The organism is Kitasatospora sp. NPDC049285 (genome assembly GCF_040678815.1).
Lineage (GTDB): Bacteria > Actinomycetota > Actinomycetes > Streptomycetales > Streptomycetaceae > Kitasatospora.
The window spans coordinates 20,782-33,344 of sequence record NZ_JBFAQR010000047.1; the positions used below are offsets into that span (position 1 = coordinate 20,782).

Annotated in this window: 10 protein-coding genes; 5 read left to right on the forward strand and 5 right to left on the reverse strand. The window is 73.5% G+C overall.

Annotated elements, in window-relative coordinates:
- Positions 1 to 49 precede the first annotated feature (49 nt).
- Entirely contained in the window at positions 50 to 1,189 is a 1,140-nt protein-coding gene (locus AB0K51_RS25335; RefSeq protein ID WP_363459306.1) for a glycoside hydrolase family 19 protein, read from the reverse strand.
- A 206-nt stretch (positions 1,190 to 1,395) separates the two neighbouring features.
- On the opposite strand from AB0K51_RS25335, the gene AB0K51_RS25340 reads away from it, so the two are divergent.
- From AB0K51_RS25340 to AB0K51_RS25350, 3 genes are all read left to right on the forward strand, one after another.
- Complete coding sequence (locus AB0K51_RS25340) at positions 1,396 to 2,160, forward strand: enoyl-CoA hydratase family protein (protein WP_363459307.1); 765 nt, start codon at positions 1,396 to 1,398, stop codon at positions 2,158 to 2,160.
- A 98-nt stretch (positions 2,161 to 2,258) separates the two neighbouring features.
- Complete coding sequence (locus AB0K51_RS25345; protein ID WP_363459309.1) at positions 2,259 to 3,023, forward strand: DapH/DapD/GlmU-related protein; 765 nt, start codon at positions 2,259 to 2,261, stop codon at positions 3,021 to 3,023.
- 113 nt (positions 3,024 to 3,136) lie between these two features.
- Complete coding sequence (locus tag AB0K51_RS25350) at positions 3,137 to 3,880, forward strand: alpha/beta hydrolase (protein ID WP_363459310.1); 744 nt, start codon at positions 3,137 to 3,139, stop codon at positions 3,878 to 3,880.
- Between the two features lie 14 nt (positions 3,881 to 3,894).
- Here the strand turns inward: AB0K51_RS25350 and AB0K51_RS25355 are convergent, their stop codons facing one another.
- A complete protein-coding gene (locus AB0K51_RS25355; protein WP_363459312.1) occupies positions 3,895 to 4,785 on the reverse strand; it encodes an NAD-dependent epimerase/dehydratase family protein in 891 nt (296 codons plus the stop codon).
- Between the two features lie 296 nt (positions 4,786 to 5,081).
- Between AB0K51_RS25355 and AB0K51_RS25360 the strand changes: the two genes are divergently transcribed.
- Positions 5,082 to 6,002, forward strand: a complete 921-nt coding sequence (locus AB0K51_RS25360) for a hypothetical protein (RefSeq protein ID WP_363459314.1) — start codon at positions 5,082 to 5,084, stop codon at positions 6,000 to 6,002.
- A 183-nt stretch (positions 6,003 to 6,185) separates the two neighbouring features.
- Here the strand turns inward: AB0K51_RS25360 and AB0K51_RS25365 are convergent, their stop codons facing one another.
- Positions 6,186 to 7,400, reverse strand: a complete 1,215-nt coding sequence (locus AB0K51_RS25365; protein ID WP_363459316.1) for an MFS transporter — start codon at positions 7,398 to 7,400, stop codon at positions 6,186 to 6,188.
- Between the two features lie 113 nt (positions 7,401 to 7,513).
- On the opposite strand from AB0K51_RS25365, the gene AB0K51_RS25370 reads away from it, so the two are divergent.
- Entirely contained in the window at positions 7,514 to 8,659 is a 1,146-nt protein-coding gene (locus AB0K51_RS25370) for an ROK family protein (protein WP_363459355.1), read from the forward strand.
- A 178-nt stretch (positions 8,660 to 8,837) separates the two neighbouring features.
- Here AB0K51_RS25370 and AB0K51_RS25375 read toward each other — a convergent pair whose 3' ends face one another.
- Positions 8,838 to 9,569, reverse strand: coding sequence for a polyprenol monophosphomannose synthase (locus AB0K51_RS25375; protein ID WP_363459318.1), 732 nt, complete (start codon positions 9,567 to 9,569; stop codon positions 8,838 to 8,840).
- A gap of 167 nt (positions 9,570 to 9,736) precedes the next feature.
- Positions 9,737 to 12,214, reverse strand: a complete 2,478-nt coding sequence (locus AB0K51_RS25380; RefSeq protein WP_363459357.1) for an RICIN domain-containing protein — start codon at positions 12,212 to 12,214, stop codon at positions 9,737 to 9,739.
- Between the last annotated feature and the right edge of the window lie 349 nt (positions 12,215 to 12,563).

Here is a 12,563-nt window from a genome sequence, read left to right on the forward strand (position 1 = left end):
ACGGTGGGTCACCCGCGCCGCGGTCGTGCGGTGCCGTTGCGTCAGGCCGTCAGCAGCTCAGGTTGGAGCCGGTCGGGACGCCGAGGATCGAGGTGAAGTTGGTGTAGGCGTTGACCCGGCTCTGCACCTGGGCGGGGTTGCCGCCGTTGCACTCGATCGAGCCGTTGATGGAGCGGATGGTCTCGCCGAAGCCCGCGCCGTTGACCATCGCGTTGTGCGGGGTCATCGTGCCGGGGCCGTTCTGGGTCATCCAGTACCAGATGCCGGTCTTCCAGGCCACGGCCGCGTCGGTCTGCACCAGGTTGGGGTTGTTCAGCAGGTCGATGCCGAGCGCGTCGCCCGCCGCCTTGTAGTTGAAGTTCCAGCTGAGCTGGATCGGGCCACGGCCGTAGTACGCGGACTGGCCGGCCGGGCAGCCGTACGACTGCGAGGTGTCGCAGTAGTGCGGGTAGTTGGCGGTGTTCTGCTCGACGATGTAGACCAGCCCGCCGGTCTCGTGGCTGACGTTGGCCAGGAAGGCCGCCGCCTCCTGCTTCTTCACGGTGTCCGAGCCGGTGTTCGCGAACGCCGGGTAGGCGCTGAGCGCGGCGGTCAGGCCCGCGTAGGTGTAGAAGGAGTTCCGGCTCGGGAACATCTGGTTGAACTGGGCCTCGGTGACCACGAATCCACCCGGGTTGGCGGTGGTCGTCGTGCCGCCGCCGCTGCAGGTGTACGGGCTCCAGAACCAGGTGGAGATCGTCGGGTCGTAGCCCGGGTTGTCGTGGGTGGCGATGTAGTACAGCCCGTTGCTGTACTTCACGATCGCGCCGGTCGCGTACTGCTGGCCGGCTACCCAGTTCGGGTAGCTGCAGCCGGTGGGCGGGGTCGTGGTGCCGCCGCCACCGCCGCCGCAGGCGCCCTGGTCGGCCCAGACGCCCGAGCCGCCGGTGCTCGGGGTCTCGCCCTGGGTCCACCACTTGGCGCCCCAGTTGTGGCCGCCGTACGAGGCGGACATGCCGCCGGTGTAGACCTGGCTCGAGGAGTACGGCGCGACGCAGGCGGCGGCCGCGGTGGAGGACATCGGCACCAGCACCGCGAAGCCGAGCGCCGTGACGACGCCGACCAGCAGGCTGAGCAGGCGGAGCCGGGAGAACCCGGCCCGGGCGCGGTGGGCGCCCGCGCGGTGGGTGGAACTACGGGGGAAGGACATCGGCCACTCCATGTGGGGGAAACGAGCGGTGTGTCCAGCACTCAAGCGAGTTGACGCTTAACTGTCAATAGGTCTAGACCTTAAGGAAGTTGAGGGTGTGTACGGAGTGACGCCGGTCCTGGAGTACTGGTCAGTACGGGGGTGCGCGTGGAATCGTGCTGCCGAGCCGTCCGACCCACCCTCAGCCGGAAAGCAGGCCACACCCGATGACCCGCGAAGTACCCTTCGTCCGTCGCACCACCGCCGACTCCGTCGCCACCCTGGAGCTCGACTCCCCGCACAACCGCAACGCCCTCTCCACCCGGCTGATGGCCGAACTCACCCAGGGCCTCGCCGACGCCGCCGCCGACCCCGAGGTCCGGGCCGTCGTCCTCGGCCACACCGGCCGGGTCTTCTGCGCCGGCGCCGACCTCTCCGAGGCCACCGGCGCCGACCCCACCGTCGGCCCGCGCGGCCTGGTCGACCTGCAGCGCGCCCTGGTCGACTGCCCCAAGCCCGTCATCGCCCTGATCGACGGCCACGTCCGGGCCGGCGGCCTCGGCCTGGTCGGCGCCTGCGACCTCGCGGTGGCCGGCCCGCAGTCCACCTTCGCCTTCACCGAGGCCCGCCTCGGCCTCGCCCCCGCCGTCATCTCGCTGCCGCTGCGCCCCAAGCTCGACCCGCGCGCCGCCGCCCGCTACTACCTCACCGGCGAGACCTTCGACGCCGCCGAGGCCGCCCGGATCGGCCTGGTCACCGAGGCCGCCGACGACCCGTCGGCCGTCCTCAAGACGCTGCTGGACGCCGTCCGCCTCTGCTCGCCGCAGGGCCTCGCCGAGTCCAAGCGGCTCGCCAACGCCGCGGTCCGCGAGTCCTTCGAGCGCCACGCCGAGGAACTGGTCGCCCAGTCCGCCCGGCTGTTCTCCTCCGAGGAGGCCCAGGAGGGCATGCGGGCCTTCTTGGAGAAGCGCCCGGCCCGCTGGGTGCGCTGAGCCGCCGCAGGTCCGGCCGCCGACCCGGAAGTTACCGGCGGGTGTGAGGTTGATCCCGTTGCCGGATTTCGGGTCGGGCGGGCCGATACGGTGGCGGCATGTCGATGGTCCGTGGGCTGGTGGAGTCCGTCCGGGGGAGGTCCCGCCGGATGGCGGGGCGGGTGGTGCACCGGGGCTGGCGGTGGGTGCAGGACGCCGGGTCGGTCAGCAACCGCAACCCGGGGCCGTACCGGTTCGGCGCGTTGGGGGACGGCACCAAGCTGGCGTTCCCGCTCGGCACCGTGTTCAACGAACGGTGGATCACCATCGGCCCGTTCTCGATCATCGGCGAGCGGGTCACCATCTCGGCCGGCTTCCTCCCCGGGCTCGACCTCGGCCCGGACCCGATCGTCCGGATCGGCGGCGGCTGCGTGATCGGCCGGGGCAGCCACATCGTCGGCCACCAGCAGATCGTGCTCGGCGACGACGTGTGGACCGGGCCCGACGTCTACATCACCGACCAGGCGCACGAGTACCGCGACACCGAGCTGCCGATCGGCAAGCAGTGGCCGCGCAACGAGCCGGTGTCGATCGGCTCCGGCTCCTGGATCGGCACCGGCGCGGTGATCCTCCCCGGCGCCCGGATCGGCCGCAACGTCGTGGTCGCCGCCAACGCCGTGGTCGCCGGCGAGGTCCCCGACTACGCCGTGGTGGCCGGCGCCCCCGCCCGCCAGGTCCGCAGCTGGGACCCGGAACAGGGCTGGCAGCCCCCCATCCGCCACGAGGCCCCCCGCCCCGTGCCCGACGGCGTCACCGCCGAACAGCTGCGCGCCCTGGTCGGCTGGGACCTGCGGCTGCCGGGTGAGCGGCGGGGCGAGGAGTGACCGCGTGACCGTCTCCTGACGGTTCGTCTGTTCCGGTTCGGTGCGTTCGGGTTCGGGTTCGGTGCGTTCGGGTTCGGTGTGTTCTGGTTCGTGTGTGGGGGGAGTGTGTGGTGATGGTCGAGGTCGTTGCGGGGCTGGGGTACGGGGCGAGCGGGCAGCTGATGGACGTCCACCGTCCGGTGGGTGCCGCCGAGTTGCTGCCCGTGGTGCTGCTCTGGCACGGCCGCGGGCCCGACGAGCGGGACGTCCTCGCGCCGGTCGCCCGGGCGGCCGCCGCGTTCGGCCTGGTGGTGCTGGTGCCGGACTGGCGGCCCGACGCCGCCGACGGCGGGCGCGCGCAGCTGCGCGAGTCGGTCGACTTCGCCCGGCGGCGGGCGGCGGACCTCGGCGGCGACGGCGGGCGGATCGTGCTGGCCGGCTGGTCGCTCGGCGGCAAGGCCGCGGTCGGCGTCGGCACCCACCCCGACGGCATCGACGGCTGGCGGCCGAGCGCGGTGGTGGGCATCGCCGGAGCCTACGACTCCCCGGCGCCCGCCACCGGCACCGCCCCGCTCGACGACCTCCGCACGGGCGCCGTCCCCGTACCGGTCCGCCTGGTGCACGGCAGCGCCGACACCGTGGTGGACGCCGCGCGCTCGCGCGAGCTGCGCACGGCTCTCCAGGCCCTGGGCCATCCGGTCTCCTACGACGAGGTCGCCACCGACCACGCGGGCGTCGTGATGACCGAGTACGTCCCCGAACGCGCCCGCTGCCTCCCCTCCACCGCCGCCCACGCCCTCCACGCCGGTGCCCTCACCGCCACGGTCCTGGCCCGCGCCGCGGGGGTGCTCGGCGACGCCGGCTCGGGGCAGGGCTGATCCGGTCAGCCGGGTCAGTCGGCGGTCGAGTGCAGGGCGTCGGTGATCATGCGGTCGAGGGTGGAGCGGTGGGGGTGCCAGGCGAGGGTGGTGCGTAGGAGGGTGGTGTCGGCGACCAGGCGGGGGGCCTCGGGTTGGGCGGGGCGGTGGTGGAGGGGGATCCGACGGCCGGTCAGGCGTTCGACGGCGGTGATGATCTCGGACATCGAGGCCGGGGTGGCGCCGACGTTGAAGACGTGGTGGCCCGGTGGGGCGGTGAGGGCCAGCAGGTAGGCGTCGGCCATGTCCTCGACGTGGACGAAGTCGCGGACCACGCTGCCGTCGCCGTTCAGCTCCAGGTGGGGGTGGCGGCCGGCGGCGACCGCGAGGGCCCGGGGGATGATCCGGGTCTCGTCGGTGTCGCCGGTGCCGGCCGCGTTGAAGCAGCGGAGGATGACGGCGTCGGTGTCCGGACGGGCCGTCAGGAGGCGTTCGGCGGCGAGCTTGGAGGCGCCGTACGGGTTGCCCGGGGCGGGCGGGGTGCGCTCGTCGATGGGCTGGCGCTCGGGTGCGCCGTAGACCGCGGCGGTGGAGGCGAGGACGATCCGCGGCGGGCGGTCGGCGGGTACGGCCGCCAGCAGGGCGCGGACGCCGCCGACGTTGACGGACTCGTGGGCTTCGGGGGTGTTCAGCGACTCGCGGCCGCGGGTGAGGGCGGCGAGGTGGCAGACGGCGTCGACGCCGGCCAGGGCGGGGCGCCAGGCGTCCTCGTCGCGGACGTCGCCCCGGAAGGCGCGCTGCACGGGGAGGGCTGACGCGGCGTCGGGGCGCCGGCCGAGGCTCCACACCTCGTGGCCGGCGGCGGCCAGGCAGCGGACGACGGCTCCGCCTACGAAGCCGGACGCGCCGGTGACGAGTACGCGCATGGGAGGAACCTCCGGACGGCTGGGCGACGGGCTCATTCTCGCAGGGGCCGGAGGAGGCCCGTGGCCGGGAGGTCGGTCGGTCCGGGTCGGCCGGGCTGCCCGTCGATGCCGCAGAATCTGTCCTGACACACCGTCAAGGCGGCTGAATTTCCGCCTCCTTGGCATAGGCACAGCAAAATCTGCACCCGATCGCGGCCATCCCTCTGGACGCCTCCCGCCCCGGCTGATTGGGTGACTCGCGCTTCGCCACGCACAGTTCGGCCCCCACACCCTCACTCTCGTCCGGGAGGACATCCGTGCGTATCCGCCCCCTCGCCGCGCTGGCCGCCGCCACCGTCGCGGCGTTGTCCCTCACCGTCGGCGCCCAGGCCGACGCCGCTCCGGCCCCGGCCCACCACGGCCTCAAGCCGCTGCACGCCGACGCGCAATCGAAGCCCAACGCCCGGTCGACCAACACCCTCAAGGTCGGCTCCAGCGCCAGCCAGGGCGTGGTCTCGCCCGACCCGAAGGTCTACCTGGTCTTCTGGGGCTCTCAGTGGTCCTCCGACCCGGCCGGTGTCGCCGCCGACATGCAGAACATGTTCAAGGGCCTCTACGGCAGCCAGGACACCTGGGGCACCATCCTCAACCAGTACTGCGAGGGCGTCGCCAAGGGCACCACCACCTGCGGCACCAGCGGCATCCACGTCAACCACCCGGCGAGCACCCCGCTGGCCGGCGTCTGGTTCGACAACGCCGCCGCCGCACCGGGCACCGCCACCGCCGGCCAGATCGGCGCCGAAGCCGGCAAGGCCGCCGCCCACTTCGGCAACACCACCCAGACCCCCAACCTCAACGCCCAGTACGTGGTGGTCTCCCCGACCGGCACCCACCCGGACGGCTTCCCCAACACCGGCTTCTGCGCCTGGCACGACAAGACCAGCTCCGCGTACGGCACCCTCGCCTACACCAACCTCCCCTACATTCCCGACAGCGGCGCGGGCGCCTGCACCACCTTCACCGACGGCCGGATGCTCTCCGGCATCGAGTCCACCGAGACCCACGAGTACGCCGAGACCGTCACCGACTTCTGGCCCTCCATCGGCTGGAACGGCGGCGGCGGCGAGATCGGCGACGCCTGCGTCCAGCTCGACGCCTACGTCACCCTCTCCACCGGGACCTTCGACCTCCAGGGGCTGTGGTCCAACAGCGCCAACAAGTGCGTCACCCACGGCTGACGCCCTGAGCCCGAGGGGCGCGAGGCGCCGGCCCGGCCCTCGCGCCCCTCGCCCGCTCCGGGCTGCGCTGCAGGAGATCCGCTGCGCGGGGCTCCGGAGTCGGGGAGCGATGCAGCGAGGCGGTGGGCGGGCGGCGGCAGGAAGCAGCGGCTGCCGGTGCCCGGGTGAACAGGTGAGAGCGCGTCAGCTGTCGCGGTGGCGCTGGACGGTGAGGGCGAGGAGGCCGGCCAGGGCGGAGGTGGCGGCGACGGTGAGGAGGGCGGTGGGGAGCGAGGTCGCGTCGGCGAGGAAGCCGATGACCGGGGGGCCGATCAGCATGCCCGCGTAGCCGAGGGTGGAGGCGGTGGCGACCCCCTGCGGGCCCGCGGTGGCACCCGCCTGGGCGATGGCCAGCGGGAAGACGTTGGCGAGGCCGAGGCCGACCAGGACGAAACCGGCGAGCGCGAACGGGACCGACGGGGCGAGGGCGGCGAGGGCCATGCCGGCGCAGGCGGTGAGGCCGCCGGTGAGCATCACCCGGGTCTGACCGAGGCGGACCGACAGCCAGGTGCCGGTGAGCCGTCCGGCGGTCATCGCGAAGGCGAAGGCCGCGTACCCGGCGGCGGCGAGCGCGGCGCTCGCGTGCACGTCGTCGGTGAGGTGCAGGGTGGCCCAGTCGGCGAGGGCGCCCTCGCCGTAGGCGGTGCACAGCGCGGTCAGGCCGAGCAGCAGGACCAGCAGACGGGCGTGCCGGCCGGGCCGGACGGCGGAGGTGGCGGGCCCGCGGGCGGCGCGCGGCGCGGCGGCCGGGGCGCGCAGCAGGACGGTGCCCGCCAGTGCGGTGACGGCGAGGCCGAGCAGGCCCGCGGCGGCGAGCGACCAGGCGGCGGTGAGGTGGCCGGCGAGCAGGCCGCCGATCGCGGCGCCGAGCAGTCCGCCGAGGCTGTAGCCGGCGTGGAAGCTGGGCATGACGGGGCGTCGGAGTTCGGCGACCAGGTCGACCGCGGCGCTGTTCATCGCGACGTTGGCCGCGCCGTAGCCCGCGCCGAACAGCAGCAGGACGGCGCCCAGGGCGAGCACCGAGTGGGTGTGCGCGGGCAGGGCGACGGCCAGGCTGAGCACGGCCAGCGAGGCGACGGTGACCTGCCGGGAGCCGAAGCGCAGGCAGGCCCGGCCGACCAGCGCCATGGTGGCGACCGCGCCGGCCGAGATGCACAGCAGGGCCAGGCCGAGGGCGCTGTGCGAGGCGGCCACCTGGGCGCGGACGTCCGGGATGCGGACCACCCAGGCGGCGAAGAGGAAGCCGTCGACCGCGAAGAAGGCGGTGAGGGCGGTGCGTGCCGCCGACCAGGAGGAGCTGCGGCCGGACGGAGAGGTCGTGGGGGCAGGGCGGGCTTCTGTTTTGTTCAGTAGCGGCACAAAGTCAGAATAGGGGAGTGCCGCACTCTCCTTCAAGTCCGTTCACGAGTCCGAGTTCCCCCCGGCGGGCCGCGCCCGACCGCGGGCGCACCCTGCTCGGACCCGCGCTGCGCCTGGTGCACACCGGCCAGGCGCCGACCCGCTCCGCGCTGACCGGCGCACTGGAAGTCACCCGGGCCACCGCCGGGGCGGTCACCGGCGAACTCGAGGCGCTCGGGCTGATCAGCGTCGACTCCCGCCCGGCCGGCGGCGGCCGCGGCCGCCCCTCGCACCGCCTCGCGGTCGCCGAGAACGGGCCGGTCGTGCTCGCCGCGCAACTGCACTCCGACGGGATCTCGGTCGCCGCGGTCGGCCTCGGCGGCGAACTGGTCGACCCCCGGCACCTGCCGCTGCCCGCCGACACCTCGCCCGCCCGGCTGCTCGGCGCGGTCGCCGAGGCCGGCGCCGCCCTCGCCCGGGCCTCCCGGCGCCGGGTGCTGGCCTTCGCGCTGGCCCTGCCCAACCCCGTCACGGAGCCGGACGGCACGGCGCTGGCCGCGCTGCACTTCGGCTGGCCCGGCGGCACCCCGGTCGCTGCGCTCTTCGCCGAGCAGGTCGCCCGCGTCGACCTCGGCCCGCGGGCCAGGGCCGCACTGCCCACCGCCGTCGCCAACGACGCCAACCTGGCCGCCCTCGCCGAACACCGGCACGGCGCCGGCCGCGGCGCCCGCCACCTGCTGCTGGTCACCTCCGGGCACCGCGGCGTCGGCGGCGCGCTGGTGATCGACGGGCGGCTGCACACCGGCAGCGCCGGCCTCGCCCTGGAGGTGGGCCACCTCACCGTCGACCCGCTCGGCCGTCCCTGTCCCTGCGGCAACCGCGGGTGCCTCAACTCCGAGACCGACACCGACGCGCTGTTCGCCGCCGCGAAGCGGCTGCCGGACCCGGCCCGCCCGCTGCTCGCGCAGGCCCGCGAGCTGGCCGACGACCCGAGCGCCCGGGACGCGGTCGACCACCTGGTGGACCGCCTCGGCCTCGGGCTGGCCGGGCTGGTCAACATCCTCAACCCGGACCGGATCGTGCTCAGCGGCCTGCACCTCGACCTGCTGGCCGCCGCCCCCGACCGGCTCGCCGCGGTGGTCGCCGACCGCTGCCTGTGGGGCCGCAGCGGGCGGGTGCCGATCGTCCCCGCGCAGGTGACGCACACCGGGCTGGTCGGCGCGGGCGAACTCGCCTGGGAGCCCTACCTGGAGGACCCGCAAGCCGTCCGCGGGGGGTGACCACGGAGGTGTAGACAGGGGCGCGGGGAACTGCGTGAGCAACCTGGCGCGCACAGCAAGACCGGCCCACGGAGAGGACTGAACTCCGTGGGCCGGTCTTGCGGTGGGGTGCCTGTCGCTTCGCGCAGTTCCCCGCGCCCCTGCGGGTCGCGTCTGGCGGGGCGCCCCTGACGAGTGCTCAGCTCTTGCCGAAGCGGAGCTTCCAGGGGGCGAGGGCGGACTCCAGCTGGACGCCCAGGCTCATCTTGGAGGCGCCTTCGACGCGCTCCTCGAAGCGGATCGGGACCTCGGCGATCCGCAGGCCCTGCTTCACCACGCGGTAGTTCATCTCGACCTGGAACGAGTAGCCGTTGCTGCGCACCGAGGGCAGGTCGACCGAGCGCAGGGCCGGCGCCTCCCAGGCCTTGAAGCCGGCGGTGGCGTCCTTCACACCCAGGCTCAGGATGGTGTTGACGTAGAAGTTGGCCCAGGCGGAGAGTGCCTTGCGGTGCCACGGCCACTCGGAGGCGGTGGAGCCGCCGGGCACGTAGCGGGAGCCGAGCACCACCGAGGCGTCCGAGGTGGCGAGCTTCTCCACCATCACGGGGATCGCGGTGTACGGGTGGGACAGGTCGGCGTCCATCTGCACGACGATGTCCGCGCCGTCCTCCAGCGCCCGGGTCATGCCCGCGATGTAGGCCCGGCCGAGGCCGTCCTTCTCGGTCCGGTGCAGCACCGAGAGGGTGCCGGGGGCGTCCGCGGCCAGCTTGTCGGCGAGCTCGCCGGTGCCGTCCGGGGAGTTGTCGTCGACCACCAGCACGTGCAGGTTCGGCATGGCGAGTTCGTTCAGCAGGCCGACGAGGATGGGCAGGTTCTCCCGCTCGTTGTACGTGGGGACGACCACAACGACCTTGGGGGGAGCCTCAACCATGATCTTTTCCTTGCGGGTGTGTCTGACCGGACGCGGCAGTCTAGCGCCGATCTCCGGGCACACGTTCGCCGGGCGTGGGTGCCCGAACGGTCGGGGGGCCCGAGACGGCCGGGAGCCCGGGAACGGCGGGGTGCGCCGTTCCCGGGCCGGTGGTCGGGATCAGGGCGTCAGCCGATGGTCCAGCGCTGCAGCGCGGAGCCGGTGTCGGCCTGCTGGGTGACCAGGGCGCCGTCCGAGGTGGAGGCGGTGGTCAGCAGCAGTCCGCTCTTCACCGAGGCGACCTTGTAGCCGCCGCCGGAGGCCGCGGTGACCGTCCAGTGCTGGTTGGTGCCGCCGGTGCAGGCCCACTGGATGATCTTCGCGCCGGCGGTGGTCGAGCCGCCGTCGACGTCCATGCAGAGCGTCGACTCGTTGTTGCTGATCTGGTAGGAGCCGTCGGCCTGCGCGGTCAGCGTCCAGCTCTGGTTGGCGCCGCCGTTGGCGGTCCAGGTGACCAGCTGGGTGCCCTGGGTGGTGGAGTGGTTGGGGTCGTCCAGCGCCTTCCCGGAGATGGTCAGGGTGTGGCTGCCCGCCAGCGCGGGGTTGACCGACCAGGTGAAGCTCGTCGAGCCGGACGCGGTGCCGGAGCTCGCGGTGACGGTGACGGTGGAGCTGCCGGCGGTGGTCGGGGTGCCGGTGACCAGGCCCGCGGAGCTGATCGACAGTCCGGCGGGCAGGCCGGTCGCCGACCAGGTCAGCGCCTTGTTCGCGGAGTCGGTCGCGGAGAGCTGCAGCGAGACCGCGGTGTTCACCTTGGTGGACTGCGCGCCCGGGTTGGCCACCGCCACGGTCTCCGGCGCGGAGCCGGTCGCGGTCAGCGTCAGCGCCTGCTCGGCGCCCGTGCGGGCACCGCCCACCGCGTTGCCGGTGGAGTTGGTCCAGTCCCGCACCGGGGTGGTCTCGGCGAGCCGCGCGGAGTCCGCGGACAGGCCCAGCACCAGGCCCGAGTACCGGTTGACCAGCTTGAACGAGCCGGTCGCCGCGCCCGCCGTGGTCTTCCCGGCGATCACGAACCACTGCTGACCCACCGTCGGACCGCCGGTGCCCTGCGCGGTGACGACCGGCTTGGCGCCCCACGCCCGGCCCGCGACCGCCGAGGAGTCCACCCCGAGCAGCTGGCCGGTCGAGGCGTTGGCGATCTTGTACGAGCCGTCGCCGTTGGCCGCGAAGTTCCACGACTCCAGCGCACTGCCGGTCGGCGACGCGGCCGAGGTGGCCGCCGAGCCGCCCGAGGCCTGCGCCAGCACCCGGCCGGCGCCGTTCGCGATCCGGTACGACTTGGTCACGTCGACCGGCGCGGCGGCCGGCGCGGTGGAGTCCAGCGTCACGTTCAGGTACTCGCCGGACGCGCCGCCCGAGCAGCCGAACGCGCAGTAGCTGCGGAAGGACTTGCCGACGATCTGGTTGGAGGTGCGGTTCGCGCCGTCCAGGAACCAGCGGTACCAGGACGCCGTGTGGTAGCTGCCGGTGTCGCCGATCAGGTACCACTTCTGGCTGGCCAGGTCGTCGGTCGCGTAGTACTGCTGCGGCGCGTTGCCGCTCTGGTCGACCGCCTGCGGCTCGCCGATGTACAGGCCCAGGTAGGCGTCGTAGGTGACGTCCATGACGAACAGCGGCGAGGTCGGCGCCATCTGCCCGGCCGCGATCTGCTGCGCGGCGGTGCCCGCCGTGGACGGCTTGTACTCGCCGGACACCGGGGTGTACCCGGTGGTGTTGGTGGAGTCGACCGGCACCATGTTGGACTCGCGGCCGCCCGCGCCGGGCTCGCTCCAGGCGCCGTCGTACCACTTCTGCCAGCTGGAGGGCGCCATCTTGCCGGAGATCGGGGCGCGCGCCACGTGCTCGTAGAACGCCTTCCAGCCGCCGGACTTGTCGACCACGCGGGAGCCGTAGAAGACGTAGAAGTACCCGGAGGCGGTGTCCACCAGCAGGCGCTGGTCACCGTCGCCGTAGTAGTACGTCTGGTTCGGGAAGGCCGTGGTGTCGCCGCGGGTGGTGCTGAACGGCGAGGTGATCACGTGGTCCTTGATGGTCCAGGTCCGGCCCTGGTCGGTGGAGACCGCGTAGTCGATCGCGTCGTAGTGCAGGCCGTCGCCGAACGGCTGCGGGGTGAACTCGTTGTGCACCAGTCCGTACCAGTCGCCGGTGTCCGGGTCGACCCACATCCCGGACAGGTCGCAGAAGTTCTTCTGCGAGTAGCTGGTCGACCCGGTCGCCGCGGTCGCGGTCAGCCCGGTCGGGGAGTTGTTGCACCGCCAGGTGGTGTCGTTGTTCTTGTCGCTGCTGTTCGCCGGGTTCACCGCGTTGCTGATCGCGGCCGAGCGGGACGCCGTGTCGAAGTCGGTGCCGGTGAAGAAGTCCCAGTAGCGGGCCTCGGTCGAGCCGTAGAGCGCCGCCGACTGCTGGAAGTAGAAGGTGCCGTCCTTGTCCAGGTACGGCACCGCCGGGGTGTCGGTCGGGTGGGTGTACGAGCCCTTCGCGCCGACCGTCACGGTGAACGAACCGGACGGTGCGGCCGAGGCCGCCGGGGCGGTCAGGGTGGCGGCCGAGGCGGCCAGCACGGTCGAGGCGAGCGCGGCGACGAGCGGCCGGCGCAGGCTGCGCAGGCCCCGGCGGCGGTGCGTGGAGGGAGGAGGAGCTGACACGGGATCTCCTTGACTGGTGGCGCGGCGGTGCGCCGGTGGGGGTGCGAGGGTGGGTGACGCGGCCCGCCGGTGTGGGGGTGGCGGACACGGCGCGGGGGCTCACCGGGTGTGCGGACCCGGGCCGGGGCGGCGCCGTCCACACCGTGGCAGCCGCCGTCGCGGGAAGTCAAGAGGTGCTCCGCGACCTGCTGTTGAGGCTCCAGGAGGCGTCCACGAAAGTCCAAGCGCGGTGCACGACAGTCCGTTGACCTCGGCTTGTCAGGCCTCGCAGACTGGCCACGAGCGTTGTGTGGGAACGCGCTCGGATGAT

Bases quoted from the DNA above. Each gene is read 5' to 3' on its own strand.
- AB0K51_RS25350 (WP_363459310.1), top strand. From the start codon at position 3,137: ATGGTCGAGGTCGTTGCGGGGCTGGGGTACGGGGCGAGCGGGCAGCTG.
- AB0K51_RS25345 (WP_363459309.1), top strand. From the start codon at position 2,259: ATGTCGATGGTCCGTGGGCTGGTGGAGTCCGTCCGGGGGAGGTCCCGC.
- AB0K51_RS25335 (WP_363459306.1), bottom strand. From the start codon at position 1,189: ATGTCCTTCCCCCGTAGTTCCACCCACCGCGCGGGCGCCCACCGCGCC.
- AB0K51_RS25355 (WP_363459312.1), bottom strand. From the start codon at position 4,785: ATGCGCGTACTCGTCACCGGCGCGTCCGGCTTCGTAGGCGGAGCCGTC.
- AB0K51_RS25375 (WP_363459318.1), bottom strand. From the start codon at position 9,569: ATGGTTGAGGCTCCCCCCAAGGTCGTTGTGGTCGTCCCCACGTACAAC.
- AB0K51_RS25340 (WP_363459307.1), top strand. From the start codon at position 1,396: ATGACCCGCGAAGTACCCTTCGTCCGTCGCACCACCGCCGACTCCGTC.